The sequence below is a fragment of the Virgibacillus sp. 7505 genome (assembly GCF_002272135.1).
Lineage (GTDB): Bacteria > Bacillota > Bacilli > Bacillales > Amphibacillaceae > Terribacillus.
Map to the genome: position 1 here is coordinate 1 of NZ_NPBF01000370.1, position 225 is coordinate 225.

The window sequence follows — 225 nt, forward strand, 5'->3', positions numbered from 1 at the left end:
CTCTTCGACTGACTCGGTTTGCGGAAAACTGTACTCGCGGCGTACGACTTGGTTATTGACATAAGTCGTATGGGTCGGATACACTTCTGGGATAATGACGACTTCCGTTTGTTCTACAACGCGGTGCTTTGTAGGGTGAATGATGGGATCACATTTTTTCACCTTTGTCGGAAGTGTTTCGTAGCAAGGGCGCTCAGGCTTTTTACAATCGCATGAGCCTTTCTT

General features: G+C 47.1%; 1 protein-coding gene. It reads right to left on the minus strand.

Going from position 1 to position 225, the window contains the following annotated elements; genetic code table 11:
• Positions 1-225 (minus strand): CotD family spore coat protein (locus tag CHH91_RS19375; RefSeq protein WP_217973791.1); only part of this gene is annotated, 225 nt, incomplete at both ends.